22 protein-coding genes are annotated in these 25,861 nt (G+C 65.3%); 11 read left to right on the forward strand and 11 right to left on the reverse strand.

Annotated features, from left to right (window positions below; genetic code table 11):
- Positions 1-30 precede the first annotated feature (30 nt).
- Both BCV67_RS05910 and BCV67_RS05915 read right to left on the reverse strand, forming a co-directional pair.
- Positions 31-669, reverse strand: coding sequence for a glutathione S-transferase family protein (locus BCV67_RS05910; protein WP_062166888.1), 639 nt, complete (start codon positions 667-669; stop codon positions 31-33).
- A 182-nt stretch (positions 670-851) separates the two neighbouring features.
- Positions 852-2,216, reverse strand: coding sequence for a glutamate--cysteine ligase (locus tag BCV67_RS05915; protein ID WP_062166889.1), 1,365 nt, complete (start codon positions 2,214-2,216; stop codon positions 852-854).
- A gap of 203 nt (positions 2,217-2,419) precedes the next feature.
- Here BCV67_RS05915 and BCV67_RS05920 point away from each other — a divergent pair, with 203 nt between their 5' ends.
- From BCV67_RS05920 to BCV67_RS05930, 3 genes are all read left to right on the forward strand, one after another.
- Positions 2,420-3,118 carry a VIT1/CCC1 transporter family protein gene (locus BCV67_RS05920; RefSeq protein ID WP_062166890.1) on the forward strand — a complete coding sequence of 233 codons (699 nt, stop codon included), beginning with the start codon at positions 2,420-2,422 and terminating at the stop codon, positions 3,116-3,118.
- Positions 3,119-3,121: 3 nt separating this feature from the next.
- Complete coding sequence (locus BCV67_RS05925; protein WP_062166891.1) at positions 3,122-3,955, forward strand: helix-turn-helix transcriptional regulator; 834 nt, start codon at positions 3,122-3,124, stop codon at positions 3,953-3,955.
- Positions 3,956-4,056: 101 nt separating this feature from the next.
- Positions 4,057-5,031, forward strand: a complete 975-nt coding sequence (locus BCV67_RS05930; RefSeq protein ID WP_062166892.1) for an MBL fold metallo-hydrolase — start codon at positions 4,057-4,059, stop codon at positions 5,029-5,031.
- Positions 5,032-5,478: 447 nt separating this feature from the next.
- Here BCV67_RS05930 and yihA read toward each other — a convergent pair whose 3' ends face one another.
- Positions 5,479-6,129 carry a ribosome biogenesis GTP-binding protein YihA/YsxC gene (gene yihA, locus BCV67_RS05935; protein WP_062171454.1) on the reverse strand — a complete coding sequence of 217 codons (651 nt, stop codon included), beginning with the start codon at positions 6,127-6,129 and terminating at the stop codon, positions 5,479-5,481.
- Between the two features lie 172 nt (positions 6,130-6,301).
- Between yihA and BCV67_RS05940 the strand changes: the two genes are divergently transcribed.
- From BCV67_RS05940 to BCV67_RS05955, 4 genes are all read left to right on the forward strand, one after another.
- On the forward strand, positions 6,302-7,087 hold the full coding sequence (locus tag BCV67_RS05940) for a c-type cytochrome (RefSeq protein WP_062166893.1): 786 nt from the start codon (positions 6,302-6,304) through the stop codon (positions 7,085-7,087).
- Between the two features lie 94 nt (positions 7,088-7,181).
- On the forward strand, positions 7,182-7,829 hold the full coding sequence (locus tag BCV67_RS05945; protein ID WP_062166894.1) for a thiol:disulfide interchange protein DsbA/DsbL: 648 nt from the start codon (positions 7,182-7,184) through the stop codon (positions 7,827-7,829).
- Positions 7,830-7,948: 119 nt separating this feature from the next.
- The gene (locus BCV67_RS05950; protein ID WP_062166895.1) at positions 7,949-8,761 is read left to right on the forward strand and encodes a thiol:disulfide interchange protein DsbA/DsbL; all 813 of its coding nucleotides are present in this window, start codon (positions 7,949-7,951) and stop codon (positions 8,759-8,761) included.
- 71 nt (positions 8,762-8,832) lie between these two features.
- A complete protein-coding gene (locus tag BCV67_RS05955; RefSeq protein ID WP_172837775.1) occupies positions 8,833-9,570 on the forward strand; it encodes an endonuclease/exonuclease/phosphatase family protein in 738 nt (245 codons plus the stop codon).
- A gap of 9 nt (positions 9,571-9,579) precedes the next feature.
- Here the strand turns inward: BCV67_RS05955 and BCV67_RS05960 are convergent, their stop codons facing one another.
- Together BCV67_RS05960 and BCV67_RS05965 are read right to left on the reverse strand one after the other, a co-directional pair.
- Complete coding sequence (locus tag BCV67_RS05960) at positions 9,580-10,455, reverse strand: EamA family transporter (protein WP_062166897.1); 876 nt, start codon at positions 10,453-10,455, stop codon at positions 9,580-9,582.
- A gap of 139 nt (positions 10,456-10,594) precedes the next feature.
- A complete protein-coding gene (locus tag BCV67_RS05965; RefSeq protein WP_062166898.1) occupies positions 10,595-11,005 on the reverse strand; it encodes an ExbD/TolR family protein in 411 nt (136 codons plus the stop codon).
- A gap of 182 nt (positions 11,006-11,187) precedes the next feature.
- Here BCV67_RS05965 and BCV67_RS05970 point away from each other — a divergent pair, with 182 nt between their 5' ends.
- Both BCV67_RS05970 and BCV67_RS05975 read left to right on the forward strand, forming a co-directional pair.
- Entirely contained in the window at positions 11,188-13,134 is a 1,947-nt protein-coding gene (locus BCV67_RS05970) for a transglycosylase SLT domain-containing protein (RefSeq protein ID WP_062166899.1), read from the forward strand.
- A 177-nt stretch (positions 13,135-13,311) separates the two neighbouring features.
- Complete coding sequence (locus BCV67_RS05975; RefSeq protein WP_062166900.1) at positions 13,312-14,547, forward strand: multifunctional CCA addition/repair protein; 1,236 nt, start codon at positions 13,312-13,314, stop codon at positions 14,545-14,547.
- A 221-nt stretch (positions 14,548-14,768) separates the two neighbouring features.
- Here BCV67_RS05975 and BCV67_RS05980 read toward each other — a convergent pair whose 3' ends face one another.
- The 6 genes from BCV67_RS05980 to BCV67_RS06005 all read right to left on the reverse strand — a co-directional run bounded on the left by BCV67_RS05980 (position 14,769) and on the right by BCV67_RS06005 (position 21,611).
- Positions 14,769-15,587, reverse strand: coding sequence for a hypothetical protein (locus BCV67_RS05980; protein ID WP_062166901.1), 819 nt, complete (start codon positions 15,585-15,587; stop codon positions 14,769-14,771).
- Between the two features lie 359 nt (positions 15,588-15,946).
- Positions 15,947-17,014, reverse strand: a complete 1,068-nt coding sequence (locus BCV67_RS05985) for an acyltransferase family protein (RefSeq protein WP_062171456.1) — start codon at positions 17,012-17,014, stop codon at positions 15,947-15,949.
- Between the two features lie 10 nt (positions 17,015-17,024).
- Positions 17,025-18,167: an N-acetylglucosamine-6-phosphate deacetylase gene (gene nagA / locus BCV67_RS05990; protein WP_062166902.1), complete on the reverse strand. Its 1,143-nt coding sequence runs from the start codon at positions 18,165-18,167 to the stop codon at positions 17,025-17,027.
- Complete coding sequence (locus BCV67_RS05995; protein ID WP_062166903.1) at positions 18,167-19,195, reverse strand: SIS domain-containing protein; 1,029 nt, start codon at positions 19,193-19,195, stop codon at positions 18,167-18,169. Before BCV67_RS05995 ends, nagA begins: the two co-directional genes overlap by 1 nt.
- 6 nt (positions 19,196-19,201) lie before the next feature.
- Complete coding sequence (locus tag BCV67_RS06000; protein WP_057627176.1) at positions 19,202-20,278, reverse strand: LacI family DNA-binding transcriptional regulator; 1,077 nt, start codon at positions 20,276-20,278, stop codon at positions 19,202-19,204.
- Between the two features lie 43 nt (positions 20,279-20,321).
- On the reverse strand, positions 20,322-21,611 hold the full coding sequence (locus BCV67_RS06005) for a sugar MFS transporter (RefSeq protein ID WP_057627175.1): 1,290 nt from the start codon (positions 21,609-21,611) through the stop codon (positions 20,322-20,324).
- Between the two features lie 368 nt (positions 21,612-21,979).
- Between BCV67_RS06005 and BCV67_RS06010 the strand changes: the two genes are divergently transcribed.
- Positions 21,980-22,999 carry a glucokinase family protein gene (locus BCV67_RS06010; RefSeq protein ID WP_231732460.1) on the forward strand — a complete coding sequence of 340 codons (1,020 nt, stop codon included), beginning with the start codon at positions 21,980-21,982 and terminating at the stop codon, positions 22,997-22,999.
- A 90-nt stretch (positions 23,000-23,089) separates the two neighbouring features.
- Positions 23,090-25,807: a TonB-dependent receptor gene (locus BCV67_RS06015; RefSeq protein WP_062166904.1), complete on the forward strand. Its 2,718-nt coding sequence runs from the start codon at positions 23,090-23,092 to the stop codon at positions 25,805-25,807.
- Positions 25,808-25,861 lie beyond the last annotated feature (54 nt).

Consider the following 25,861-nt stretch of genomic DNA (forward strand, 5'->3'; position numbering starts at 1 on the left):
CACTTCACCCTGAAGCGGCCGCGTCCCTGCTCAGGCGCGCGGCGGAATCAGCGCGTCGTCCAGCGCGGCGGCACGCTGCCATGCCGGACGGTTGCGCAGGCGTTCCCCGTAGGCGGCGAAGGCATCGCGCTCGGGCAAGGTCTTGAACATCTGCCCCCACAGCACCTGGCTCCCCACGTAGACGTCGGCGGCGCTGAAGCGGTCGCCCAGCAACCAGGGAGCGGCGCCGGCGGCGGCCTGCTCCAAGGTATCGGTCATCTGTTCAAAACTGCCATAGCCGACCGTTCCCGCTTTCTCCGGCGGCGGTAGTCCGCCACAGGCCTTGGCGCTGATCGCCGCTTCCACCGGGCCGGCAGCAAAGAACAACCAGCGCAGATAGCTGCCACGCAGCGGATCGTCCAGCGCCGGTGCCAGACCAGCCGCGGGGAATGCGTCGGCCAGATAGGTGCATATCGCCGCCGCCTCGCTCACCACCACGCCGCGGTGCACGATGGTAGGCACCTTGCCCATCGGGTTGATGGCAAGGAAAGCCGGCGCTTTCATGCTTTTGCCGAACTCCAGCACCTCGGTGCGGTACGGCTGCCCCAGTTCTTCCAGCATCCAGCGCACGATCCGACCACGCGACATCGGATTGGTATAGAAGACGATTTCGTCTGATGTGCTGGCCATGCGTCTGACTCCAAAAAGGGAGCCGGCAGTTTAGCCAGCAATACACACGCACGTCACGCAGTGACTACGCTGATGAAAGAACCCAGCCAAGCCCGCCTGCCGCCACGCGGGCGAAGACGGCGAAGGCGCTGGCCGGCATGGGCGATGGCGCGCGCATCGCCGGCCACCGGTGGCCGGTTCGCTCAGTACGCGAACTCGGCAAACAACGGATCAACGCTGCCATTCCAGCGGCCATGGAACAGCTCCAGCTTGCGCTCAGCAGCGGTTTTGCCCGAGTCCACGATCTCCTGCAGTACATCCAGGAAGCGCGTTTCATCCTGGCCATCGGCATTGAGCGCGGCACGACGGCGCAGGCCGTCGCGCGAAATCGCCAGGGCCTCACGTGCCAGATCACGCACCGTGCCGTTGCGGAACGGCAGGTTCATCGCATGCCTCGGCACGCCATCGCGCAGCACGTTGCGCTCGGCAAGGCTGAAATCCTTGACCAGATCCCACGCGGCGTTCAACGCGGTTTCGTCGTACAGCAACCCCACCCAGAATGCCGGCAATGCGCAGATGCGGCTCCACGGGCCACTGTCGGCGCCGCGCATTTCCAGGTACTTCTTCAGCCGCACTTCCGGGAATGCCGTGGTGGTGTGGTCGGACCAGTCACGCAGCGTCGGCAGCGCGCCCGGCAGTGCCGGCAGTTTGCCCTGCATGAAGTCACGGAAACTCTGCCCGCTGGCATCGTGGTAGATGCCAGCGCGGTAGGAGAAGTACATCGGCACATCCAGCAGATAGTCGACGTAACGCTCGTAGCCGAAACCATCCTCGAACACGAAATCGAGCATGCCGGTGCGGTCCGGATCGGTATCGGTCCAGATGTGCGAGCGGTAGCTCAGGTAGCCGTTGGGCTTGCCTTCGGTGAACGGCGAATCGGCGAACAGCGCGGTGGCAATGGGCTGCAGCGCCAGCGACACGCGGAACTTCTTCACCATGTCCGCTTCGCTGGCGTAATCCAGGTTGACCTGCACCGTGCAGGTGCGGGTCATCATGTCCAGGCCGAGCGAGCCGACCTTGGGCATGTAGTTCTTCATGATCTGGTAGCGGCCCTTCGGCATCCACGGCATGTCGGCACGCGCCCACTTGGGCTGGAAGCCCATACCAAGGAAACCCAGCTGCAGCTCGCCGGCCACCTGCGCCACTTCATTGAGGTGGCTGCCGGTTTCCAGGCAGGTGTCGTGCAGGGTCAGCAAGGCACCGCCAGAAAGCTCCAGCTGGCCAGCCGGCTCCAGCGTCACCGAGGCGCCATCGCGCAGCAGGGCGATGGTGTTGCCATCCTCCTGCACCGGCTCCCAGCCGAAGCGGGTCAGGCCGGTGAGCAGCGCATTGATGCCGCGCTCACCTTCAAACGCAGGCGGGCGCAGGTCATCCAGGCGGAACCCGAATTTCTCGTGCTCGGTGCCGATCCGCCATTGCGACTTGGGCTTTTCACCCGACGCAATGCTCTCGACCAGCTGGTCGCGGTGGGAGATGGGGGTATCAGCGACGTGGCTCGGGCTCGACAAGGGCAGGCTCGCAGAATTCTGGTCAGGGCGGGAAGGTGGGGGCCAGCCCCCGCCATCGCAAGGGCGCACTATATCGCGGCCTACATTGCCATCGTGTCACGGCAGCGGTTTGCAGCATCCTATAAAAGCAGACTTGACCGGTACGCCTACTGCGCCTGCGAGTCATTACGCGCCCGGCCCGGCGTCCGTTCTACACTGTGCACATGAGCCGCAGCCATCACCGTGAAGCCCATCGTTCCGACCGCATCGGCTGGCTGCGTGCGGCCGTGCTGGGTGCCAATGACGGCATCGTTTCGGTCGCCGGACTGGTGGTGGGCGTGGCCGCCAGCGGCGCCAGCCCCTCAGCCATCCTGGCCACCGGCGTCGCCGGCACCGTGGCCGGTGCCATGTCGATGGCGGCCGGTGAATATGTCTCGGTGATGTCACAGGCCGATGCCGAAAGCGCCGATCTGGCGCTGGAGCGGCGCGAGCTGCACGAAGACCCGCACAGCGAGCTGGAAGAGCTGACCGGCATCTATCGCCGACGCGGGCTCAGCGCCGATCTGGCCAGACAGGTTGCCGAACAGCTCACCGCCCACGACGCGCTCGCCGCCCACGCCCGCGACGAGCTGGGCATCACCGAGCAACTGCGCGCACGCCCGTTGCAGGCGGCTGCCGCATCGGCCCTGGCTTTCATCATCGGTGCCGCCCTGCCGGTGCTGACCGCCTTGCTGGCAGCGCCCACACGGGTAGCGGAAACAACCACTGCCGCCACCCTGGTCGGGTTGTGCATCACCGGCGCGCTGGCGGCCCGCGCTGGTGGCGCGCCCGCATTGCGCGGTGCAGTACGGGTGGTGTTCTGGGGCGCGCTGGCGATGGCTGCGTCGGCAGCCATCGGCCATCTGTTCCAGATCACGGTGTAGCCGATGGGCGTGCAAGCCGATGCAGCGCCCACCCTGTTGGCCCAGCTCGCTTCCCTGGTGGACTGCACGCAGGCGCAGGGCTATGCCTGCATCAGCGCACGTCGCGAACATGGCGCCAGCTCGGTGGAAATCCCCCAGCCGCAGCTGGCCATCCTGCTGCAGGGACGCAAGCAGGTGCGTACCGCACAACAGACGCTGGAATTCGGCCCGGGCGACCTGTTCCTGATCAGCCGTCGCTGCCGCATCGACGTGGTCAACATCCCCGATCCGAACAGCGGCCTGTATCTGAGCGCCATCGTGCCCTTGTGCGCGGAAGTACTGGGCGCAGCGCGCGCCTTGTGGAGCGAGGCCCTGCCCGATGCCGGCCAGGCACTGGCGCGCTTGCCGCTGTCCGAGCACGGCGCAACGCTGCTGCAATGGCGACAGGCATTGCAGCATGGCCAGTACACCGAAGCGCGACTGGCTCTGGCCGCGCTGGTGGTGGCGTTCTGCCGCCGCGGCCATGGCAGCCTGCTGGCTGCGCCCGAACCCGGGCTGGGTGATCGCATCCGCGACCTGGTGGCCGCGCAACCCGAGCGCGATTGGCAATCACGTGATTTCGAATCCCATCTGGGCATCAGCGGTGCCACCTTGCGGCGGCGCCTGGCCGGCGAACGTCTCAGCGTGCGCGGGTTGGTGGCCGATGCCCGCCTCGCCCATGCCATGCAACTGCTCTACACCACCCGGCTGCCCTTGAAGACCGTGGCAGCACGCGCCGGCTATCGCTCGCTGGGCAGCTTCAACAAGCGTTTCAGCGCGCGCTATGGGCTGGACCCGGCGGCCATCGGCAATAGCTGAGCGCACAGCGAGCAGTTCGCGCGTCATTGTGAGCGAAACGCGGCTGCCACCTGGCGCAGCATGAAGGTCCACGCGGCCATGCCGCTTTCGCAGGAATCCCCATGCCCATCCGCCCCAAGCACCCGATTGCCACCGCCCTGCTGATGCTTGCGCTCAGTTGCGGCGCCCAGGCACGCAGCCCGCACACCGTGCAGCAGCAGATTGCCGGTGTGTATCACCAGCAGATCGGCGAACTGCAGGTCACTGCGCTGTTCGATGGCACGGTGGCATTGGGCCGGCAGGAACTGGTGGGCGTTGATCCGGGCACCGTCACCCGTCTGCTCGATCACCGCTATGTGCCGGAAGACGCGCAGGGCCTGCAGACCGCGGTAAATGCCTATCTGGTACAGCGCGGCGAGCACCTGAGCCTGATCGACACCGGCACCGCGCAATGCTTCGGAGCCGGTCTGGGCCAGGTGCTGGGCAATCTGCGCGCCGCCGGCTATGACCCGGCCGAGGTCGATGACGTACTGCTGACCCATGCCCACCCCGACCATATGTGCGGGCTGCTGGATGCGCAGGGCAAGACCGCATATCCGAATGCCACGGTGTGGCTGACTAAGGCCGACGCCAACTACTGGCTGGACCCGGCCAGCGAAGCCACCGCCCCGCAGCAGGTGCGCATGGCCTTCGGCATGGCACGCAATGCGGTGGCCCCGTATGCTGCCGCCGGCAAGCTGCACAGGTTCACCCCTGCTGAGCGCCTGCCGGTGGGCATCACCGCGGTGGACAGCCACGGCCATACCCCCGGCCATGTCTCCTACCTGCTGGACGGCGGCAACGGACAGAAGCTGCTGGTGTGGGGCGACATCGTGCATTTCCACGCCGTCCAGTTCACCCGCCCCGACGCCGCCTACGAGGCCGACAGCGACCGCACCGCCGCGATTGCCAGCCGCCGCCGCTTGATGGCGGAAGCCTCCGAGCAGGGCTGGTGGGTCGCCGGCGCGCACCTGCCCTTCCCGGGTCTGGGGCATGTACGTCGCGAGGATGAGGCGTTTGCGTGGGTGCCGGGCGAGTTTTCGCCGTTGAAGCGCTAATCAGGCTGCGCTTGGCTGTTGGCTTGGCTGTTGGCTTGGCTGTTGGCTTGGCTGTTGGCTTGACTGTTGGCTTGGCTATTGGCTCGGCTATTGGCTCGGCTATTGGCTCGGCTATTGGCTCGGCTGTTGGCTTGGCTGTTGGCTTGGCTGTTCGCGTCGGCTGTTGCCTTGGCAGTTGCCGTCCCCTCTCCCGTTTACGGGAGAGGGGCAGGGGTGAGGGGAGCTTTGGCTTTGGCTTTTGGATCTGACCCTAGCTCTGGCTCTGGCTTCAGCTCTCACAACAACCAATCCGAAAAACAAAACGCCGCCCTGATATGGCGGCGTTTTCCATGCGCTCAGACCTGTGAGTTGGTCAGCTTCGCGGCTTACGCCGCTCCTACAATCCAGGCATCGTCAGCTTCGCGGCTTACGCCGCTCCTGCAATCCAGGCATCGTCAGCTTCGCGGCTTACGCCGCTCCCACAGTGTCCTTGCTTGCCGACTCGTCCGCTGCCGGCGGGTTCAGGCCCAGCCAGCCGCCGATGATGCCGCGGGCCTCGTCCACGCCCTGGCGGGATTCGCCGGAGAAGGTCTGCACGCTGACCGTGTCACCGAAGCTGGAATGCAGCTCCTTGCGCACTTTCTGCAGGGTCTGCATCTGCTGGCCACGGCCCAGCTTGTCGGCCTTGGTCAGCAGGGCATGCGCGGGCAGACCGCGCTGCACCGCATAGCCGAGCATCTGCTTGTCGTAATCCTTGAGCGGATGGCGGATGTCCATCACCACCACCAGGCCCTTGAGGGCATTGCGGGTGCGGAAGTACTGGTCGATGAAGGCCTGCCAATGGGCCTGCAGGTCCAGCGGCACCTTGGCGTAGCCGTAACCGGGCAGATCGACCAGGTGCGCCTCGGGTGTCACCTCGAAGAACACCAATTGCTGGGTACGGCCGGGGGTCTTGGAGACACGGGCAAGGGCATTCTGGCGGGTCAGCGCATTGAGCGCGCTGGATTTGCCGGCGTTGGAGCGACCGGCAAATGCCACTTCGGCCCCCAGATCCGGCGGCAACTGCCGGGAATTGTGGGCGGAAAGGTGGTAACGGGCGCGTTCTATGAGCAATGACATGTGCATAGGATCGCATGTTGCGGCGCCGCGCGTCGGCTTCCGTGCCCTTCCCGGGAGCCGCGCCGGCCGATTTTGCTGCACTGCTGCGTTGACCGTGCCGCGAAACGCCGTTGATAATCCGGTCGATGCCGGCGGAAAGCCCCGCTTGGCCCGGTCCACACGGAGCTTCAGCATGCGCCATGCTCGTGTTCTTGCCGTTGCTGCATTGGTAGTCCCTGTAATCGCCGCCGTCGCCTTTGCCCAGAGCTCGGTCACTCCCGTGCCGGACAATGCGCCTGTACAGACCGCCTCGCTGGAGGTCGACTTCAGCAAGACCAAGCCCGGTGATGCCAAGGCCGGCGAGGCCAAGGCGTCTACCTGCGCCGCCTGCCACGGTGCCGACGGCAACTCGGCGGTGGAGATCTACCCGCGCCTGGCCGGCCAGAGCGAGCGCTATATCGCCAAGGAAATTGCCCTGATCGCCAACGGCCAGCGCAATGAAGGCGCGGTGGCCGCGATGGTGCCGTTCGTGCAGGGGCTTACCCCTCAGGACATGCGCGATATCGGTGCCTTCTTCGCCACCCAGAAATCCGGTGCGGGTGTCGCCGATGACGCCGTCGTCAGCGAAGCTCCCTACGAAGGCATGAAGTTCTTCGAAGTGGGCCAGAAGCTGTACCGCGGTGGCGACAGCAGCCGCAACATTCCGGCCTGCATTGCCTGCCACGGCCCGACCGGCGCCGGCAACCCTGGCCCGGCCTACCCGCATATCGGCGGCCAGCATGCCGGCTATGTGGCCCAGCGCCTGCAGCGTTACCAGGCAGGCCAGACCGGCGAGAGCGATGCAACCCAGTTCAAGATCATGGCGCAGATCAGTCACGCGCTGACCGGCCAGGAAATCCAGGCCCTGGCCAGCTACATCCAGGGCCTGCATGATCGAGCCAACGACGCAACGGTAGCCACCACCGCCGCGCAACCCTGACCCCCGCCGGGCGCTCCGGCGACCCGGCAACTGCCCCACGCAGACACGCCGGCCGAAAGGTCGGCGTCTGTTTTTCCAACGGAGACCCGCCACGATGAAGTTGTTTCCCCGACTGTTGCTGATGCTGCTGGCAACAGCCCCGCTGCTGGCCTGGGCCGCCCCCGCTGCCGCACCCGTTGAAGGCCAGGACTATGAGCTCATCGCCGAGCCCGGCCCGTTCGCGCCGCTGGCCGGCAAGATCGAGGTGGTGGAGCTGTTTGGTTATACCTGCCCCCATTGCGCCCATTTCGAGCCGCTGCTGGAAGCCTGGGTTGCCAGGCAGCCGGCCGACGTCCGTTTCACCGCTGTGCCGGCGGCTTTTGGTGGTTACTGGGATTCCTATGCCCGTGCCTTCTATGCGGCCGAACAGGTAGGTGTGCTCAGGCGCAGCCATGCCGACGTGTTCAAGGCGCTGCACGAACAGCGCAGCCTGCCGGTACAGAACGTGTCGCCGGATGAACTGGCCACCTTCTATTCCCAGTACGGCGTGCAGCCGCAACGCTATGTCGAAGCGCTGCGCAGCCCGCAGGTGGATGAGAAAGTGAAGAACGCCCGCGCCTTCGCCGTGCGCGTACGTCCGCCGGGTACGCCGTCGCTGATCATCAACGGCAAATACCTGGTCAAGGGCAAGAACTTTGACGACAACCTGCGCATCGCCGAGGCCTTGGTCGCACGCGAGCGCAGCAGCGGCAACCGCCGCTGAGCCCCTGGCTGAACCGGGGCTACCGGTTCAGCCGGCAACGCCCATAATGCGTCCCTGCGCGCGCCGGCCGTGGCATGCCTGTCCGGCCCCCAACAAAACCCTGCTGGAGATCCCTTCCGATGAAAATCCGCTTCGCCCTGGCCCTGACCGCCCTGTTGCCGCTGATGGTTGCCTGCAAAGCCCAGGATGGCACCGCTGATACCACCGCCTCGGCAGCCCCGGCCGCTACCGAAGCCGCTCCGGCCGCAACCCCGGCCCCGGCTGCCGACGCAGCAGCAAGCAGCGCACCGGCCGCCGCCGCGACCGATGCCACCGTCGCTCCGCCGGTTCCGGCCCAGGCCCGCCTGGTCGGCCCGGACCCGGTTGCAGGCACCGACTATGTCGCCATCGAAGGCGGCCAGCCGTTCCAGCCGGCCACCGGCAAGGTGGAAGTGGTTGAGATCTTCGGCTACGTCTGCCCGGCCTGCGCCCGCTTCCAGCCGCTGATCAGCTCGTGGAAGGCCGGCCTGCCTTCGGATGTGAGCTTCGTCTACGTGCCGGCCGCCTTTGGCGGTACCTGGGACAACTACGCGCGCGCCTTCTACGCCGCCGAGACCCTGGGCGTGCAGGAAAAGACCCACGATGCGCTGTACACCGCCATCCACATCGAGCAGACCCTGAAGGGCGAGCGCGGCAGCGATTCGGTGCAGGACATCGCCAACTTCTACGGCAAGTACGGCGTCGATCCCAAGACCTTCGCCGACACCATGGGCAGCTTCGGCGTCGCCGCCAAGGTCAACCGTGGCAAGCAGTTTGCCCAGCGCAGCAAGATCACCGGCACCCCGTCGCTGGTGGTCAACGGCAAGTACCTGGTCAAGGGCAAGGGCTATGAAGACATGCTCCGCATTGCCGACCACCTGATCGCGCGCGAACGCGCCGCCAACGCCAAGTGAGGTATCAAGGGCCTCGGCAACGAGGCCCTTGAGTTCGACCCACCGTGAAATCCCCTACCCAGACACTGCGATTGCTGACCGCCAACATCCAGGCCGGCTCCAGCACCCGCCGCTACAGCGACTACGTGACCCGTAGCTGGTCGCATGCCCTGCCTGCCGGGCAGAAGCGTTCCAGCCTGGACGCGATCGCCAAGCTGGCCAGCGGCCGCGACATCGTCGGCCTGCAGGAGGCCGACCCCGGCAGCCTGCGCTCGGGCTTCACCAACCAGACCCATTACCTGGCCGAACGCGCCGGTTTCAACTACTGGGCGCACCAGCCCAATCGCCGCATGGGCGGGGTGGCGTCCAGCGCCAATGGCCTGCTGAGCCGGCTGGAACCGGTGGAAGTACAGGACCACGCCCTGCCCGGCCGCATCGGCGGCCGCGGCCTGCTGGTGGCCCGTTACGGCGATGGCGACGAAGGCCTGACCGTGGCGGTGGCACATCTGTCGCTGGGCACCGGCTCGCGGCTGTCGCAGCTGGATTTCATTTCCGACGTGCTGGCCGACTACCCCAACGCCGTGCTGATGGGCGATTTCAACTGCAAGGCCGACCGCCCGGAAATGCGCGTGCTGTACCACAAGACCCGCCTGCAGCCGCCGAGCTGCCTGGTGCCGACTTTCCCCAGCTGGGGGCCGGACCGCGCCATCGACCACATCCTGATTTCCGACACCATGAAGATGCTCGATACGCGCGCCGTTCCCGCCGCGCATTCGGACCATCTGGCAGTGGAAATGGAAGTCGAAGTGCCGGCCAACAGCTTGCGCTGAGCGCAGGGCTCAGCCTGCAGCAATTGCCGGCGCCGGCCGGCGCCGCGCGGTCAGGGTGCTGCCCACCGACGCCAACACCGTGCAGCCGATTGCCAGCCACTGCAGGCCGCTGAGATGTTCGTGCAGCAACAGCAGCGCCCACAGTGCCGCCACCGCCGGCTCCATGCTGATCAGGATGCCGAAGGTTTCCTTGGGCAGGCGCTTGAGCGCCATCATCTCCAGCGACATCGGAATGGCGCTGGACACCACCGCCACCACGAACCCGGCCAGCAGGATCTTCGGCTCCAGCAGCGCCATGCCTGCGTGCGCCACACCCACCGGCACCACCACCAGCGACGCCGCCAGCAAACCCAATGACACGCTGTGGCCGGCATGCAGATGGCCCGTGCGCTTACCGTAGATGATGTAAAGCGCCCAGCAGAACGCGGCACCCAGCGCATACATGACCCCAACCGGGTCCAGTGCCTGCCCGCCATCAAGTGGCAGCAACAGCACCAGCCCGACCAGCGCACAGCCCACCCAGACAAAATCGATTGGCCGCCGCGAGGAGAACATCGCCACCGCCAGCGGACCGGTGAACTCGATGGCCACCGCAATCCCGAACGGGATCGTGCGCAGCGCCATGTAGAACAGCAGGTTCATCAGCCCCAGCGTCAAGCCGTAACGCAGGATAGCCGCGCCATCGGCACGGCTGGTATGCCAGCGCCATGGCCGCCACAGCAGCAACAGGAACAGCGCCGAGAAACCCACGCGCAACGCGCTGGTGCCCTGCGCGCCAATGATGGGAAACAGGTTTTTGGCGTAGGAGGTACCGATGGACAACGAGGTCACCGAGCCGAGCACCGCCAGCACCGGCAACAGCGATGCGAATCGGGAATTTTGCATGCCGCTAGTGTATTCGGCCGACCGCGCTAACGCTTGCACCGAAACAGTTTCCGCATCCGATCCGTCGCCGCGACAGGCAACGGCGACGCTGCAGCATCAGCCACCGCATCGGGTGGCCGATGCCATCGCAGCCCGTGGCTTACTGGATGAAGGCGATGCGCTCCATCTTCGCGTTGTTGGCGGCTGCCAGCACCTTGGCCATCACTTGGTACTGCGCATCGGGTGAGGCATCAATGCGCAGCTCCGGCAGGTTGCCCACATGCAGATCGGCCTGTGCCTGCAGCCGCGCCTGCAAGTCCGCCATCGCCAGCACTTCGCCATTCCAGTAGAGCTGGTCGGCCGCATCCACCCGCAGTTCGATCGGCGGTGGCGGCTCGATTCTGGGCAGGACCTTTTCGCTGCGCTGTGGCAGATCCACCGGGATGGGCACGGACACCATCGGTGCGGTAACGATGAAGATGATCAACAAGACCAGCATCACATCGACCAGCGGTGTGACGTTGATATCGGCCAAGGGACGTCCGCTGTTGCCTGCTGCACTGAATGCCATTCCAGTACCCCAGAGTGAGGCGAGCTGCCTCGGCTCCGAAGCTACGCCTGCCTTCGGCGCTTTCCAGCTGCTGCATGAAGACTCGTTCAGCTTTGGTTGATATGCCCCCAGCGGACGTGCCCGTTCATGTGCGGGTTGGGCTGTCGCTCGGCCGTTGACGCCGTGGCCGTTATCCTTCGGCCATGAACAAATTTCTCCTGCTGCCCTTGGCCGCCGTTGCCGCGCTGCTCAGCGCCAGCGCCCATGCCCAGAACCTGGACGCGCAGCGCACCGCGATGCGCACCGCCATCGACAATGCCGAGCGCGGGCAATTCGATGCCGGTGCTGCCACGGCACTGCGCAATCACCCCTTGTACGGCTGGCTGGAATTCAGCGCGCTGCGTCGCAACATCGACACCTTGCCCACCGCGCAGGCCCAGGATTTCCTCAAGCGTTACCAAGGCCAGGCGGTGGCCGAGAGCTTCCGTTCGACCTGGCTGCCCGCCCTCGCCCGCCGCCAGGATTGGCCGACCCTGCTGGCCAACTGGAAGGCCAGTAGTGATCCGGGCCTGCGTTGCGCCGAACTCAATGCCCGCCAGGCCACCGGCAAGGCCGACGCGCAATGGACCAGTGACGCACAGGCCTTGTGGCGCAGCGCCGGCAAATCGCTGCCCGATGGTTGCGACCCAGTCTTCGCGGTGCTGGCCAGCCGTGGCGGGCTGCCGCCGGCGCTGCGCTGGGAACGCATCGACGCGGCCGCCGATGCCCAGCAGCCCGCAGTGATGCGTGCCGCCGCACGCGGCCTGCCCACGGCCGAGCAGGCGCAGGCCAACGATTACGCCGCCTTCGTCGACAAGCCCGACGCCCGCGCCCTGAACTGGCCGAAGAACGAGCGCAGCCGCCGCATCGCCGTCGATGGCCTGCAGAAGCTGGCCAAGCCCGATCCAGGTGCCGCCGAACTGCAGCTTCCGCAGTACGCGCAGGCGCTGGGCTTGAGTGCCGAGCAGCAGGGCCAGGTGCTGTATGAAATTGCCTTGTGGACGGTGGCGTCCTACCTGCCCGACTCCGCGCGTCGCCTTGCCGCCGTACCCGCCTCGGCCTATGACGAGCGCCTGCACGAATGGCGCACGCGCGAGGCGATGGCGCGCGGCGACTGGCCGGCGGCATTGGCTGCCATCCGCAACATGCCGGCCAGCCAACGCAACGATTCGCGCTGGCGCTGGTTCGAAGGCCGTCTGCTGGAGAAGACCGGCAAGCCTGCCGAGGCGACCGCGCTGTACCGGGCGGCAGCGAGTGAGCCCACCTTCCACGGCTTCCTGGCTGCCGACAAGCTCAAGCAGCCCTACACCTTGTGTCCGTGGAATCCGGGCGACAGCGCCAGCGCGAAAGCAAGTGTCGCGCGTGACCCGGCCCTGGTGCGGGCGATCGAACTGTTCAAGATCGAGCGCCCAAGCTGGGCCGCACGCGAATGGGCCGATGCACTGACCCGCTTCGACGACACCCAGCGCCGCTTGGCGGTGGAAGTTGCCAGCAACAACGGCTGGTTCGATCGCGCCGTGTTCGCATTGAAGGGCCCGCAGGAAATGCGCCTGTACAACCTGCGTTTCCCCCTGCACCACGACGAAAGCATTCGCCGCGAAGCCGCACGCAACGCATTGGACCCGGCCTGGATCGCCGCCGAGATCCGCGCCGAGAGCATTTTCAACCCGAACGCACGGTCGCCGGCCAACGCCATGGGCCTGATGCAGGTATTGCCGGCCACCGGTGCCAGTGTCGCCAAGAGCATAGGTTTGAGCGGCTATGGCGGCGCCGCCAGCCTGTACGACTCGGACACCAACATCGCCATTGGTACCGCCTACCTGCGCCAGCTGATGGACAAGTACAACGGCCTGCCCTACGTCACCATCGCCGCCTACAATGCCGGGCCGACGCCGACCGCACGTTGGCAGAGCCAGCGCCCGGACTACGATCCGGATTTCTGGATCGAGACCATCAGCTACAAGGAGACCCGCGAGTACGTGGCACGGGTGCTGGCCTTCAGCGTGATCTACGACTGGCGCCTCAACGGCAACGCCCTGACCCTGAGCGACCGCATGGTCGGCAAGACCCAGGGTGCCCGCAAAGCCTTCAGCTGCCAGCAAGCCCCCTGAAAGCAGCGCCGTACTGCTGGGCCATGCTCGGCAGCGGCCTTACCAATGTAGTGCCGAGCTATGCTCGGCTGAGGTCTTACCAATGTCGTGCCGAGCCATGCTCGGCAGAGGCTTTACCGATAGAGCCCCTGCCGAGCATGGCTCGGCACTACAGGCATACCGCCTTATCATGGCTGCATGAAGACTTATCTCGTCGGCGGCGCTGTCCGCGATTCCCTGCTCGGCCAACAACCCGGCGATCGTGACTGGGTGGTGGTTGGTGCCACGCAGGCAGAAATGGAATCACTCGGCTTCAAGGCCGTGGGCAAGGACTTCCCGGTATTCCTGCACCCGGACGGCGGTGAGGAATATGCACTGGCGCGTACCGAGCGAAAATCCGGCCGCGGCTACCGCGGCTTCGTGGTCGATGCCGATCCATCGGTGACACTGGAAGAAGACCTGCAGCGCCGTGACTTCACCATCAACGCCATTGCCCGCGACGAGGAAACCGGCGAACTGGTGGATCCCTGGGGCGGCGTGCGCGATATCGAACAGCGCGTGCTGCGCCATGTCGGCCCCGCCTTTGTCGAAGATCCCTTGCGGGTGCTGCGTGCCGCGCGCTTCATGGCGCGCTTCGCACCACTGGGCTTCACCCTCGCCCCGGAAACAGCTGCCTTGATGCGGCAGATGGCCGCCAGCGGCGAACTGGATGCATTGGTCCCGGAACGCATCTGGCAGGAACTGCGCCGCAGCCTGGCCATGAAACAGCCGTCCGCGTTCCTGCGCTGCCTGCACGATACCGGCGCACTGGCTGCGATCCTGCCGGAAGTGGATGCGCTGTACGGCGTGCCGCAGCGCGCCGAGTTCCACCCGGAGGTGGATACCGGCGTGCATCAGGAAATGGTCAGCGACATGGCTGCGCAACTGGCACCGGGCAATGATCTGATCGGCTTCGCCGCGCTCACCCATGATCTCGGCAAGGCGCTGACGCCAACCGACGAACTGCCGCGCCACATCATGCACGAGCAGCGCGGCCTGAAGCCGCTCGCCAAACTGTGCGAACGCCTGAAGATTCCGGTCGATCACCGGCTATTGGCCGAAGCCGTCTGCCGTGAACACCTCAACGTGCATCGCATTGACGAGCTGCGCGACGCCACCGTGCTGGAACTGATCCAGCGCTGCGATGGTTTCCGGCGCCCGGAGCGCATCGCGCAGTTGGCTCTGGCCTGCGAATGCGACAAACGCGGCCGGCTCGGTTTTGAAGACAGCGATTACCCACAGCGTGCAACCCTGCAACGCCTGCATGCCGCTGCACTGGCAATCAACGCGCGCGATATCGCCACAGAAGGCCTGCAAGGCCCCGCCATCGGCGAGGCCCTGAAGAAGGCGCGCATCGCCGCGATCAGCAAGGCACGTCAACACGCTGCGTCCTGACCAGGCAATCAAACCGGTGGCGAGCAGGCCGGCCAGACCCGCATTACAAAGGAAGCGCGTACGCGCAGTACTCAGGCCAACGCCGTCCGCCGGTCCGAAGGGCAACAGGCAGCGGGCCCGCTGAGTCTGTCAGTCGCCGCCCGGCCTGAAGCATTGCGCTTCAGGCCGGGCGAATAGCCACGGGCTGCAGCCAACACGGCCGCCCGCTACCAATCGTTTGATCAGCGCGGCTGCAGTTGGCTCGGCGCTTCATCCGCTGCCTGCGGCGCTGCGTCCTCTTTCTGCTCGACGGCGGCAACCGGCGGCGGCAAGTTTTCCGCCGGGTTTTCCGCCGGGTTTTCCGCCGGGCTTTCCGTCGCGACCTGCACGGCAGCCGGGCCTGGGTCACCACCAACAACCTGCATCCATTGCGGCAGCAACTGGGCGAACTGCTGTGCGCAGTCGGCGACATAGCGCGCGCGGACATCGCGAACACCCGCGAAATCCCCATCCGCCCACGCCGGGTAGGTTTGCACAACCGGCGTTGGCGTACAGGTGAAGCTGCCGTACGACTCAGCGCCCTTCAGCAAGCCCCGCGATGGTGACCTCAAGCCGATACGTGTGCTGTAGCGCAGCTCGTACGGCGTGTCTGTCTGGTCGAGCTCCTGGTACATCAGCACCCAATCACTGCCTTGCAGTTCGACGATGAGCGGCTGGTCGATAACACGCTGCGGATTTTGTGCTTGCCACTGCTCCACCTGCGTACGCAACGCGTCCTGCAGCACATCCGTGCCCGGATTCGGAATTTCCTTGATCCGCTCGCCATGCAGTTGATTCTTGCCGAAACCCATCGCGCCGCCACCCAGCAGGCCCGTCGCAATCTGCAGGCCAATGGCACGGCCGGTGTGCCCGCGCCTGACCACACGCAGTTCCGCATCGCCGGCTTGCCGCCCCTTGGCACCCGCGCCGACACTGAACTCGTAATTGAACCCGGGCGCCACCTCGGGCTTCTTGGCGTACGCGTTGTTCATGGCCAACGCCAACAGCGCCACGCCCATCATTGCTGGAGAGTGCTTCATGTCATCCCTTTCATGCTTTCAACAGATTTGCCCCGCCATGTTCCCGGCGGGTTGGCAGCGTGCCAAGCATGGATTATGCCGGTTCCAACATGGCCGACGCACCTGAAAGAAAGGCATGTGCAGGTGTCAGATAGTCAGCGATTACTCGCAGCGGGCAAGCCTGCAACGCCCACATGCCGATGCGCTGATCGCCAGCGCAACGGCCTTTGGATGTTGTAGGAGCGGCGTAAGCCGCGAAGCCAACGATGCAAAAGACACCGTTGGATTCTGCAATTGCAGCTGCTGCGGTTGGCGATGTATCACCAGCTTCGCGGCTTACGCCGCTCCTACAACCAGCCGCCTCAGATTTTCAGATAAATCCTAAGCCGGTCCATCCACGCCATCGGCAGCCACCACACGGCCACGAAGCTCAGCGCCATCGCCAGCGAGGCGAACTGCGCGCCGCCCAGCGGGGTCAGCCAGCGGTTGAACAGATGTTCCCACAGCCAGTTCCAACTGCCGGTGGCCATCATCGCCAGCACCATCGCCGACGAGCCCGCATACGCGGTGATCGCGTTGACGCCGAAGCGGCGGCCCAAGGCCGGCCACTGCCTGCAATCGATCAGGATGTGCGCCAGCCACAATCCGGCGAACGCACAGCCGCCGGTCCACAGCACGTAGGACGGCGTCCACAGGTTCTTGTTCCACGGCAACCAGTTCGCCCATACGCCACCGGCCAGCAACAACAGCGCAGCGGCGGGCAGCAGCCGCCAGGGGCGCAGCCGCAGCATCGCGCCCGCACGCAGGCCGAGCAGGGTCGAGGCCAAGGCGCCCAAAGTGGAAATCAGCCCTTCCGGGTCATGGCCATGACCGCTTGCCGCGTCGTATTGGTACAGCAGTGATCCAAACAGCGCCGTATCCGCCCGGCTGGCGACGTTGAGCCAAGGCTCCAGCGTGCCACCGGCCGCCAACAATGCAGCGTAGCCAACCAGCAGCACGCCCAGGCACAGCGTCTGCGCCTTCGGCTTCAACCAGATCGCCACCGCGCCGGCAAACGCAAAGCACAACCCGATACGCTGCAGCACGCCCCACGGCCGGTAATGCGGCAGCTCCAGCCACCACCAGGCGAGGAAATGCAGCAGCAGGCCCAAGCCAAGAATGCGTGCGGCGCGGATCAGCACCGTGCGCGTCAATGCACCACGATCAGCGCCCTGCTCCACCCGCGGCACCACGCCCAGCGCGATCGACACGCCGACAATCACCAGGAAGAACGGAAACACCAGGTCGGTCGGCGTGCAGCCATGCCATTCCGAATGCCGTAACGGTGCATAGACATGACTCCAGCTGCCGGGGTTGTTGACCAGCAGCATGGCCGCCACGGTGATGCCACGCAGGGCATCCACCGAGGCATAACGGATGGCTTTGTTCATGGCGTCAAGCTCAGTCGCGTTGACCAGCAATCCAGGTGGCCTGCACCTGCAGATCGGCATCGAGCAATACAAAATCAGCCTGGTAGCCGGCTGCAATCTGCCCGTAGCGGTCATCCAGCCCCAGGAACTGCGCCGGATATGTCGACGCCATGCGCGAAGCTTCGGCCAGCGACAAACCCAGCAGTCCAACCGTATTGCGCACGGCAGTGATCATGTCCAGGGCCGAACCGGCCAAGGCACCGGCGGCGTTGCGCACCACGCCATCAACGGCGGTGATCACTTCGCCATACAACTCGAAGGCCGGGTTGTCCGAGCCCACCATCGGCATCGCATCGGTCACCAGGAACACCTTGCCGCGCGGCTTGGCTGCCAGCGCAACGCGCAGGCTGGCCGGGTGCACGTGCACGCCATCGACGATCACGCCACACCAGCTGTCAGCGTCTTCCAAGGCCGCGCCCACCGCGCCGGGATCACGCCCCTGCAGCGGCGACATGGCGTTGTACAGATGGGTGAAACCGGTGATGCCGGCATCCAGCCCGGCACGGATTTCGTCATAGCTGCCGGCGGTATGGCCGGCGGCCACGATGGCGCCATTGGCCACCATCTGCTGGATCGTTGCCAGCGGCACGCGTTCGGGCGCCAGCGTGATCAGGGTGACGCCATTGTCCAGCGAGGTGGCCATGCGCACTTCGTCGGCATCGGGCACGCGGAACTTGCCGGCATCATGTGTGCCCTTGCGAGCTGGTGCGATATACGGGCCTTCCAGATGGATGCCGAGCACGCCCGGCACCTTCGCCGCGATCGCATCGCGCGTAGCCTGCACCGCGCGCGCCATCACCTCGGCATCGTCGCTGATCAGCGTCGGCAGCATGCCGGTGGTGCCGTAGCGCCGATGCCCGGCCACCATCGTGCGCAATGCATCGACGTCGGTCTGGTTGTTGAACAACGCACCGCCACCGCCATTGACCTGCGCATCGATGAAACCGGGCAGCAGCCAGCCGCCGCCCAGGTCCACCTGCGCATCGGCCGCGGCAACCGCCGGGTCGTCGCTGGCGACGACCGCGGTGATGCGGCCGTCTTCGATCAATACCGCGACATCGTCACGGAAGTTCTCGCCGGCAAGTACCCGGCCATTGCGCAGCACGGTTTTCATCAGACGGTTTCCGTCACCTTGTTGAGGTGCGGGGGCAGATCCGGGTTGTTGCCACGACGCAGCGCCAGCGCGTTGATCGCGCGGTAGAAACTCTGGATCGTCAGCAGCGGTGCGCACAGCGGGTGCGGCGCGGCGGCGGTTGGCAGGTTGCCGCCTTCACCGGTCAGCCACACCTGCGCGCCGCGTGCGGCGAACTCTTCGGCCACGGCACGGGTGCCGGCGCCGGTTTCATCGGGTTGCGCAAAGGCCAGCACCGGGAAATCGCGGCCCACCAGCGCCATCGGGCCATGCTTCACTTCGGCCGAGCTGTAGCCTTCGGCATGCAGGCCGCAGGTTTCCTTGAACTTCAATGCCGCTTCCTGCGCGGCGGCCAGGCCGGGACCACGGCCGAGCACGAACAGGTTGTGCGCGTCGACCAGACCATCTGTCACCGCACTCCAGTCGCAGGCCCAGGCTTCGGTCATTGCGGCCGGCAAGGCATCCAGCGCGGCGATCAGCGCCGGATCATTCTTCCAGTACGCGCCCAGTTGCAGGATCGCCGCCAGCGAGGCGAGATAACTCTTGGTTGCAGCGACGCTGCGCTCGGCACCGGCGCCCAGCGGAATGACGGTTTCAGCCAGCAGTGCCAGCGGCGAGTCTTCCACATTGACCAGCGCCACGACGCGCGCGCCGGCGGCCTTGGCGGCTTCGGCGTTACGCAGCAGGTCCGGGCTCTTGCCCGACTGCGAAATCACGATGTACAGCGCCCCGCGCAGCTGCAGCGGCGCTTCATACACCGAGCCCACCGACGGCGAGGCCGAGGCGGTGACCAGGCCGAGCTGGGTTTCGAACAGATACTTGGCATAGGTTGCCGCGTGATCGGAACTGCCGCGTGCACAGGTGACAACGAAGGGCGGCGGGTTCTGGCGCAGATCTGCGGCCAGGGCCTGCACCACGTCGCGGTTGCGTGCGAACTGGGCGGCGATGACAGAGGCGCTTTCTGCAGCCTCGTTGAACATCAGGGTTTCGGTTTCACTGGGCAGTGCCATGGATCGTTACTCGGAGAGGTCGGGGGGAGATGAAGGAGGTCGCGACGGTTGCTGACGCAGCGGCGCGGTCGAGCCGCGTACCACCAACTGCGGTACAAAACCCTGGTTCTGCAGCTGTGCCGGGCTGTCTTCGTAGGCATCGGTGCGCAGCTGGCTTATCAGCAAGCGCGCGGCATGGCGGGCGATGTCGCCGGTAGCCTGCTTGGCGGTGGTCAGCGCCGGCCACGACTGGCGCGAGAACGGGCTGTCCTCGAAACCGGCGATGGACAGGTCATACGGCACGTTCAAACCGGCCGAATTGGCCGCCGCCAGCACGCCGGCAGCGATTTCGTCGTTGGAGCCGAAGATGGCGGTAGGCGGCTCGCGCAGCGCCAGCAGGCGGCGCGCACCACGGAAACCATCATCAAAGGTGTAATCGCCCGGGATCACCAGGTGCTTGTCGAGCGGGATGCCGTAGTCCTTCAGCGCAGCTTCGTAGCCGGCGTAACGCTCGCCGCTGGAGCGGTGCGAGGTACCGCCCCACAGGAAGCCGATGCGCTGGTGGCCCAGCTGGATCAGGTGCTCGGTGATTTCATAGGCGGCATCACGGTCGTCGACGAACACGCAGGGGCCATCGCCCGGGTCTTCGGTGGCGGCAATGATGCGCACGGTCTTAATGCCACGCGCATTGAGCGCGGCCACCAGTTCCGGCCGCTCGGACATCGGCGCGGTCAGCACCAAGCCGGCCAAGCGCGAACGCTGTACCCAGTCAGCCAGCTCCTCGGCCAGCATCGGCGAGGTCGAGTCGCAGGGATGGATCTGCAGGCCGAAGCCGGTCTCGCGGCAGGCCGACAGCACACCGTTCTGTACCCCGATGATGTGGTACGGATTGGGGTTGTCGTAGACCAGCCCGATCACGAAGGTGGTGTTGCTGCGCAGGTTGCGGGCCGAAGGATCGGGCTCGTAGTCCAGCTCGGCCACCGCCCGCAGCACGCGCGCGCGGGTGGCCTGCATCACCGAAGGCTCGTTGTTGATCACCCGCGAGACGGTCTTCAAAGAGACCTTGGCACGCTCGGCGACATCCTTGATGGTGGGTCTACGCATTACCGGTTCCCGCGTTGGCTCGATTGCCGCCATGATGCTTGATTCAGGCGCCACGTGCCTTGCCCGCGTTATGACCTACGGTGCCGAAGTACAGGATGTACAGGTAGCAGGGGATCATCAGCGCGGCGAACACCAGCTGGAAGTGCTCCGGGTAGGCATGCTTGAGCAGGGCGAAGGCCTGCGGGATGATCGCGCCACCGGCAATACCCATCACCAGCAGAGCCGAACCGATCTGGGTGAAGCGGCCCAGGCCACGGATCGCCAGCGGGAAGATCGCCGGCCACATCATGGCGTTGGCAAAGCCCAGCGCGGCGACGAAGCCCACCGACACATAGCCATGGGTGAAATAGGCGCCCAGGGTGAACACCACGCCCAGCACCGCCGACACCGCCAGGTACTTTTCCTGCGAGATGAAGCGCGGGATCACCAGCAGGCCGATCACGTAACCCACCAGCATCGCGAACAGGGTGTAAGAGGTGAACAGCTTGGTCTGGTCCAGCGGCAGGCCGAAGGCATTGCCGTAAGTGCCGATGGCGTCGCCGGCCATCACTTCCACGCCGACGTAGACGAACAGACACATCACGCCCAGCCACAGGTGCGGGAACTGGAAGATGCTGCGCTTGGCGGCCTTGCCGTCATTGGCCACAGCATTGGCCTGGTCAGGCTGCACTTCCGGCAACGGCGAGAACAGCACGCCGACTGCAACCAGCAGCAGCACACCGGCAATCACCATGTAAGGGGTGTGGATCTTGGCGGCAAAGGTATTGAGCAGGTCGGCCTTGGTGGCGGCGTCCGCGGCCTGAACCTGGGCTTCCAGGTCACCAATGCCGTGCAGCACGAAGGTACCGATGATCACCGGTGCGAGAATGCCGGCAATCTTGTTGCAGATGCCCATCAGCGCGATGCGCTGGGCGGCACCTTCGATCGGGCCGAGGATGCTGATATAGGGATTTACCGCAGTCTGCAGCAGGGCCATGCCGCCGCCGATGACGAACAGGCCGGCAAGCGCGCCGCCAAACCAGCGCTGGGTGGCGAACTCGCCGAACGCCATCGCGCCGACCGCCATCACTGCCAGGCTCAGCGCCAGGCCCTTCTTCATGCCGGTGCGGCCGAGGATCCACGAGGCCGGCAGGGCCAGGAAGAAGTAGGACAGGTAGAACACCATCAGCACCAGGAACGCCGACACCTCGTTTACGTCGAAGGCCAGCTTGACGAAGGTGATCAACGGGCCGTTGATCCAGGTACAGAAACCGATGATGAAGAAGAGTACGCCAACGATGGCGATGGACGACGCCATGCTGGTACGCGGCGTCGAGTCGGGAACAGCAGACATGGGCAAAGCTCCTGCGGATGCGGGAGACGGATCGAGCCGTCCGGCGATTACGTGGGAACAACGTTGTCACATTTATTGTTTGGTGCCGACAGGTTTGTCAACAACGCAACGTCGCCGAGGCTTCGGCGCAGATCATCGGGGATGCCCGACAAGCCCGTAGGAATCAGGCTTTCTGCGTAAAACCCCGCAAGTTGAGGCACTACACGCTATCGAATGCAACAAATGACCGCGCTGCAGGGTTTGCGCAGACGCGCTGCAGCGCAACATCGAAAGTTTCAATTATTCGTTGACATCGTTGTCAGAACGATTACAGACTCGGCCCCCGAATGGCGCCTCTCCGGCGCTGCGCCTCGCCATAGGGAACCCGAGTGACAGCTGTCGTCCCCCCGCTGCAGACCACCCGCCTTGACCCCGCCCCGCGGCCCTTCTTCGCCGCCGATGTCGGTGGCACGCACGTCCGCGTGGGTCTGATCCGGGCGGCGGCGGCAAACGACCCGTCCATCGACGTGCTGTCCTACCGCAAGTACCGGTGCGCGGACTACCCCAGCCTCAGCGCGATCCTGTCCGACTTCGCCAGCCACAACCCGCCGGTCGAGCATTGCGTCATCGCCACCGCCGGTTATGCGCTGGCCGACGGCACGGTGATCTCGGCCAACCTGCCGTGGCCGCTGTCGTCCGGCCGCATCCGTGAGGATCTCGGCTTTGCCGGGGTGCACCTGGTCAACGATTTCGAAGCCGTGGCGCATGCCGCCGGCCACATCAACGCCAGCCAGGTGCTGCAGCTCACCGGCCCGGCCGAAGCCGAGCGCGGGCCGACGCTGGTGATCGGCCCGGGCACCGGCCTGGGCGCGGCGGTATGGATTCCGGTCGGCAACCGTTCGGTGGTATTGGCCACCGAAGCGGGCCAGGCATCACTGGCGGCCACCACTGAACTGGAAATGGCGGTGCTGCAGCAGATGCTGCATGACCGCCCGCATGTGTCCATCGAACAGGCGCTGTCCGGCCCCGGCCTGCTCAACCTGTACAACGCGCTGTGCGCGGTGCGCGGCGTCGCGCCGGTGCACACCACGCCCGATGCGGTGAGCGCGGCAGCCTGCGATGGCAGCGACCCGCTGGCCGTGGAAACCCTGCAGCTGTTCTGCGGAATCCTCGGCTCCACCATCGGTGACATGGCCCTGCTCTACGGCGTGCAGGGCGGCATCTATCTGGCTGGCGGCATCCTGCCGAAGATCAGCCAATTCCTTTTGAACAGCACCTTCGTCGAACGCTTCCTCAACAAGGGGCCGATGCGCAAGGCGTTGCAAAGCATTCCCGTGAAGCTGGTAGAGCACGGGCAACTGGGCGTCATCGGCGCCGCCAGTTGGTATCTGGAAAAGTCGGCCACGTAAGCCGTCAGCAGCATAAGCAACAGATCCACCAGCAGGACCGTAGTCAAGCGGCACTTTGTGCCAAACCATCAGATGTTGAGGAGAGACAACATGCATCGCAAGACAATGCTTTCGGCAGCCATCGTCAGCTGCCTCGCCTTCAGCGCACACGCGCAGGAAGCCGCAAAAACCGCCACCGACCTGGACACCGTGACCGTTACCGGCATCCGTGGCTCGATGGAAAAATCGCTGGACACCAAGCGCGAAGCCAATGCCCGCGTTGAAGTGGTCACTGCTGAAGACGTCGGCAAGCTGCCGGCGCACAACGTTGCCGACACCCTGCAGCGCCTGCCAGGCGTCAACATCAGCTCGTCCTCGGCCGATGAAGGCGGCTTCGACGAAGCCGACCGCGTCAGCCTGCGCGGCACCAGCCCGAGCCTGACCCAGACCCTGATCAACGGCCACACTGTTGGTTCCGCTGACTGGTTCGTTCTGTCCCAGGCTGGCAATGTCGGCCGCAGCGTCAGCTACTCGCTGCTGCCGTCGGAGCTGGTCAGCTCGGTGGAAGTGAATAAGTCCTCGCAGGCCAAGCTGATGGACGGTGGCACTACCGGCACCATCAACATCATCACCCGCAAGCCGCTGGAGTTCTCCAAGCAGTTCACCGCCGAAGCCTCCATCGGTGCAGTGCGCTCGGACCAGGCCAAATCCAACGACCCGCAGCTGTCTGCCCTGTTCAACTACAAGAACGACGACGGCACCTTCGGCGTGATGGTGCAGGGCTTCAGCCAGAAGCGCGAGCTGCGCCGTGAAGCCCAGGAATTCCCGGGCGGCTGGTTCAAGCTGGGCCGCAACAACGATGGCACCATCAACGCCCTGGGCCAGAGCAATCCCGACCTGGTCGACGTGTGGGCCCCGAGCCTGCTCGGCTCGACGCTGTTTGAACAGACCCGCGAGCGCAAAGGCGGCCTGGTCGAGATCCAGTTCAAGCCCAGCGACGACCTGACCTTGGGCGTGAGCGGCTTCAGCTCCAAGCTCGACGCCAACAACTACAACCGCAACTTCATGCTGTGGGGCGGCAACTTCGCCAATTCGCAGGCGCCGCAGCCCGGTTACGTGGTCAAGGACGGCGTGCTCACCAACGTCACCTACGCGGGCGTGCCGGGCACCAACTACGGTGTCTACGACATGATTTACCGCGAGTCGTCGGCCAAGACCAACTACATCACCTTCGACGCGGACTGGCAGATCAATGACAGCCTGACCTCGAAGTTCCAGGCCGGCAGCACCAAGGGCGAAGGCAAGACCGCCCGCCAGTACATCGCCGAAGTCACCCTCGCCAATGGCGGCGGTGCCAGCTGGACCACCCACGGCAACGGCTCGCCAACCGACTGGAGCCTGGGCGGCGACCTGAGCCCGGCCGGCGTCACCAGCTTCGGTACCTGGGGCAACCAGCAGATCATCGCCGAGGACAAGGAGAAGTGGGCCACGCTCGACTTCAACCAGTACATGGATACCGGCATGCTGAGCTCGCTGGACTTCGGTCTGCGCTATGCCAAGCACAGCCGTGAAGCCATGTCGCCGGAAGGCGCCAGCCCGGGCGATATCTGGTCGGAGCTGAAGAACGGTGCCACCGCCAACTACCCGAGCGGCTTCGCCAGCGGCATCGGCGGCAACTTCCCGCGCAACCTGTGGTACTACACCCCGGGCGCGCTGAAGAACGCAATCACCAACAACTCCACCTGGCTGTCCAATGACGACGGCCCGAACGGCCGCCGCAACTACGGCTCGGAATGGAAGGTCGAAGAGAAGAACCTGGCTGCTTACATCCAGGCCAACTTCACCGGCGAGAACTGGGCCGGTAACGTTGGTCTGCGCTATGTCAGCATCAAGCAGGACATCATGAGCTACCGCGCGGTGTCCGACATCGCCAATGCGGACGTGAGCAGCTTGTTCGCCCAGGGCCCGGGCCCGGTGTGCGGCTGGGCCTGCCCGGTGTGGGGCGGCTGGAACATCGTCAACAACAGCAACTCCGATCGCCGCCTGCTGCCCAGCGCGAACTTCAAGTTCGACCTGGCGGAAAACCTGGTGTTCCGCGTCGCCGCGTCGCAGACCCAGACCCTGCCGGACTACTCGGCACTGGGTGCCTCGGCATCCGGCTCCGATCTGGACAAGACCGGTTCGGCCGGCAACCCGAACCTGAAGCCGGTGGTCTCCACCAACTTCGACGCCAACCTGGAGTGGTACTTCATGCCGCGCGGCCTGCTGTCGTTCGGCGCGTTCTCGATGAACATGAAGGACTACGTGGCCTACGGCACCGAGAAGCAGATGCTGTTCAGCGAGCTCACCGGCCAGCTGGAGCAGTACGAGATCTCGCTGCCGACCAACGCCAACGCGCAGGTGCAGGGCTTCGAAGTGGCGTACCAGCAGCCGATCGGCGAGAACTTCGGCATCGACGCCAACTACACCTACTCCGATGGCAGCACGTCGCACACCTGGGCAGACGGCAGCAATGCTCTGCTCGGCAACTCGAAGGACACCTACAACGTGGGTGCCTACTTCGAGAACGACACCTTCGGTGCCCGCGTCGGTTACACCTACCGTTCGTCGTTCCTGATCGGCCTGTCCTCGGTGAATCCGTACTACCAGGATTCCTTCGGCACCGTGGCGGTCTCGCTGAACTACAAGGCCACCGATTGGCTGAGCTTCAGCCTGGACGCGCTGAACCTCAACGACCCGACCTACAAGTACTACCAGAGCTCGACCATCCCGGTTGCGTTCTACAACAACGGTCGTCAGTACTACTTCAACGCTCGCTTCAAGTTCTGATCCATCCCGGCACGCACCATTGCCGGATAGCGTGACCCGCCGGGCCTGGATCAT

It is taken from the genome of Stenotrophomonas nitritireducens, assembly GCF_001700965.1.
Lineage (GTDB): Bacteria > Pseudomonadota > Gammaproteobacteria > Xanthomonadales > Xanthomonadaceae > Stenotrophomonas > Stenotrophomonas nitritireducens_A.

Bases quoted from the DNA above. Each gene is read 5' to 3' on its own strand.
- BCV67_RS05910 (WP_062166888.1), bottom strand. From the start codon at position 669: ATGGCCAGCACATCAGACGAAATCGTCTTCTATACCAATCCGATGTCG.
- BCV67_RS05920 (WP_062166890.1), top strand. From the start codon at position 2,420: ATGAGCCGCAGCCATCACCGTGAAGCCCATCGTTCCGACCGCATCGGC.
- BCV67_RS05925 (WP_062166891.1), top strand. From the start codon at position 3,122: ATGGGCGTGCAAGCCGATGCAGCGCCCACCCTGTTGGCCCAGCTCGCT.
- BCV67_RS05930 (WP_062166892.1), top strand. From the start codon at position 4,057: ATGCCCATCCGCCCCAAGCACCCGATTGCCACCGCCCTGCTGATGCTT.
- yihA (WP_062171454.1), bottom strand. From the start codon at position 6,129: ATGTCATTGCTCATAGAACGCGCCCGTTACCACCTTTCCGCCCACAAT.
- BCV67_RS05940 (WP_062166893.1), top strand. From the start codon at position 6,302: ATGCGCCATGCTCGTGTTCTTGCCGTTGCTGCATTGGTAGTCCCTGTA.
- BCV67_RS05945 (WP_062166894.1), top strand. From the start codon at position 7,182: ATGAAGTTGTTTCCCCGACTGTTGCTGATGCTGCTGGCAACAGCCCCG.
- BCV67_RS05950 (WP_062166895.1), top strand. From the start codon at position 7,949: ATGAAAATCCGCTTCGCCCTGGCCCTGACCGCCCTGTTGCCGCTGATG.
- BCV67_RS05960 (WP_062166897.1), bottom strand. From the start codon at position 10,455: ATGCAAAATTCCCGATTCGCATCGCTGTTGCCGGTGCTGGCGGTGCTC.
- BCV67_RS05965 (WP_062166898.1), bottom strand. From the start codon at position 11,005: ATGGCATTCAGTGCAGCAGGCAACAGCGGACGTCCCTTGGCCGATATC.
- BCV67_RS05970 (WP_062166899.1), top strand. From the start codon at position 11,188: ATGAACAAATTTCTCCTGCTGCCCTTGGCCGCCGTTGCCGCGCTGCTC.
- BCV67_RS05975 (WP_062166900.1), top strand. From the start codon at position 13,312: ATGAAGACTTATCTCGTCGGCGGCGCTGTCCGCGATTCCCTGCTCGGC.
- BCV67_RS05980 (WP_062166901.1), bottom strand. From the start codon at position 15,587: ATGATGGGCGTGGCGCTGTTGGCGTTGGCCATGAACAACGCGTACGCC.
- BCV67_RS05985 (WP_062171456.1), bottom strand. From the start codon at position 17,014: ATGAACAAAGCCATCCGTTATGCCTCGGTGGATGCCCTGCGTGGCATC.
- nagA (WP_062166902.1), bottom strand. From the start codon at position 18,167: ATGAAAACCGTGCTGCGCAATGGCCGGGTACTTGCCGGCGAGAACTTC.
- BCV67_RS05995 (WP_062166903.1), bottom strand. From the start codon at position 19,195: ATGGCACTGCCCAGTGAAACCGAAACCCTGATGTTCAACGAGGCTGCA.
- BCV67_RS06000 (WP_057627176.1), bottom strand. From the start codon at position 20,278: ATGCGTAGACCCACCATCAAGGATGTCGCCGAGCGTGCCAAGGTCTCT.
- BCV67_RS06005 (WP_057627175.1), bottom strand. From the start codon at position 21,611: ATGTCTGCTGTTCCCGACTCGACGCCGCGTACCAGCATGGCGTCGTCC.
- BCV67_RS06015 (WP_062166904.1), top strand. From the start codon at position 23,090: ATGCATCGCAAGACAATGCTTTCGGCAGCCATCGTCAGCTGCCTCGCC.